This is a genomic window from Enterobacter sp. IF2SW-B1 (assembly GCF_001743375.1).
In the GTDB taxonomy this organism is placed as follows: Bacteria; Pseudomonadota; Gammaproteobacteria; order Enterobacterales; family Enterobacteriaceae; genus Enterobacter; species Enterobacter bugandensis.
Window position 1 is genome coordinate 1 of record NZ_MJAA01000347.1, and the last position, 372, is coordinate 372.

Annotated in this window: 1 protein-coding gene; it reads left to right on the plus strand. The window is 58.3% G+C overall.

The features are described from left to right. On the plus strand, positions 1 to 372 hold a 372-nt coding region (locus A6013_RS24625; RefSeq protein WP_139128323.1), incomplete at both ends, for a type I secretion C-terminal target domain-containing protein.

Below are 372 nucleotides of genomic sequence, written 5' to 3' on the forward strand. Positions count from 1 at the left end.
ACTCTGGCGTTTGCCTCAGACGGCATTTACACCTATACGGTCATCCCGGGGATATCCCTCTCTACCTTTACCACGAAGGAGGTCTTTAACTACACCGTGACCGCTGCCAACGGCACCACGGACAGCGCGTCGCTGACCATCAACATGGCGCCGATATTTATCAGTTCGGAGCATAACGTTGTGATTTGGGGTTTGGACTACGGCGAGACGGTGATTTATCAGGTGCTGAACAGCACGGCGGGCTACGCGACGGGGGGCAATATCACCAGCGCCGGCGGCGACCACTGGACGAACTTCTCCCTGGCGCAGGGAGACAAGATCGACATTGGCGATCTGCTGGTGGGCTGGGACGGTAATACCGCCTCGCTGGGG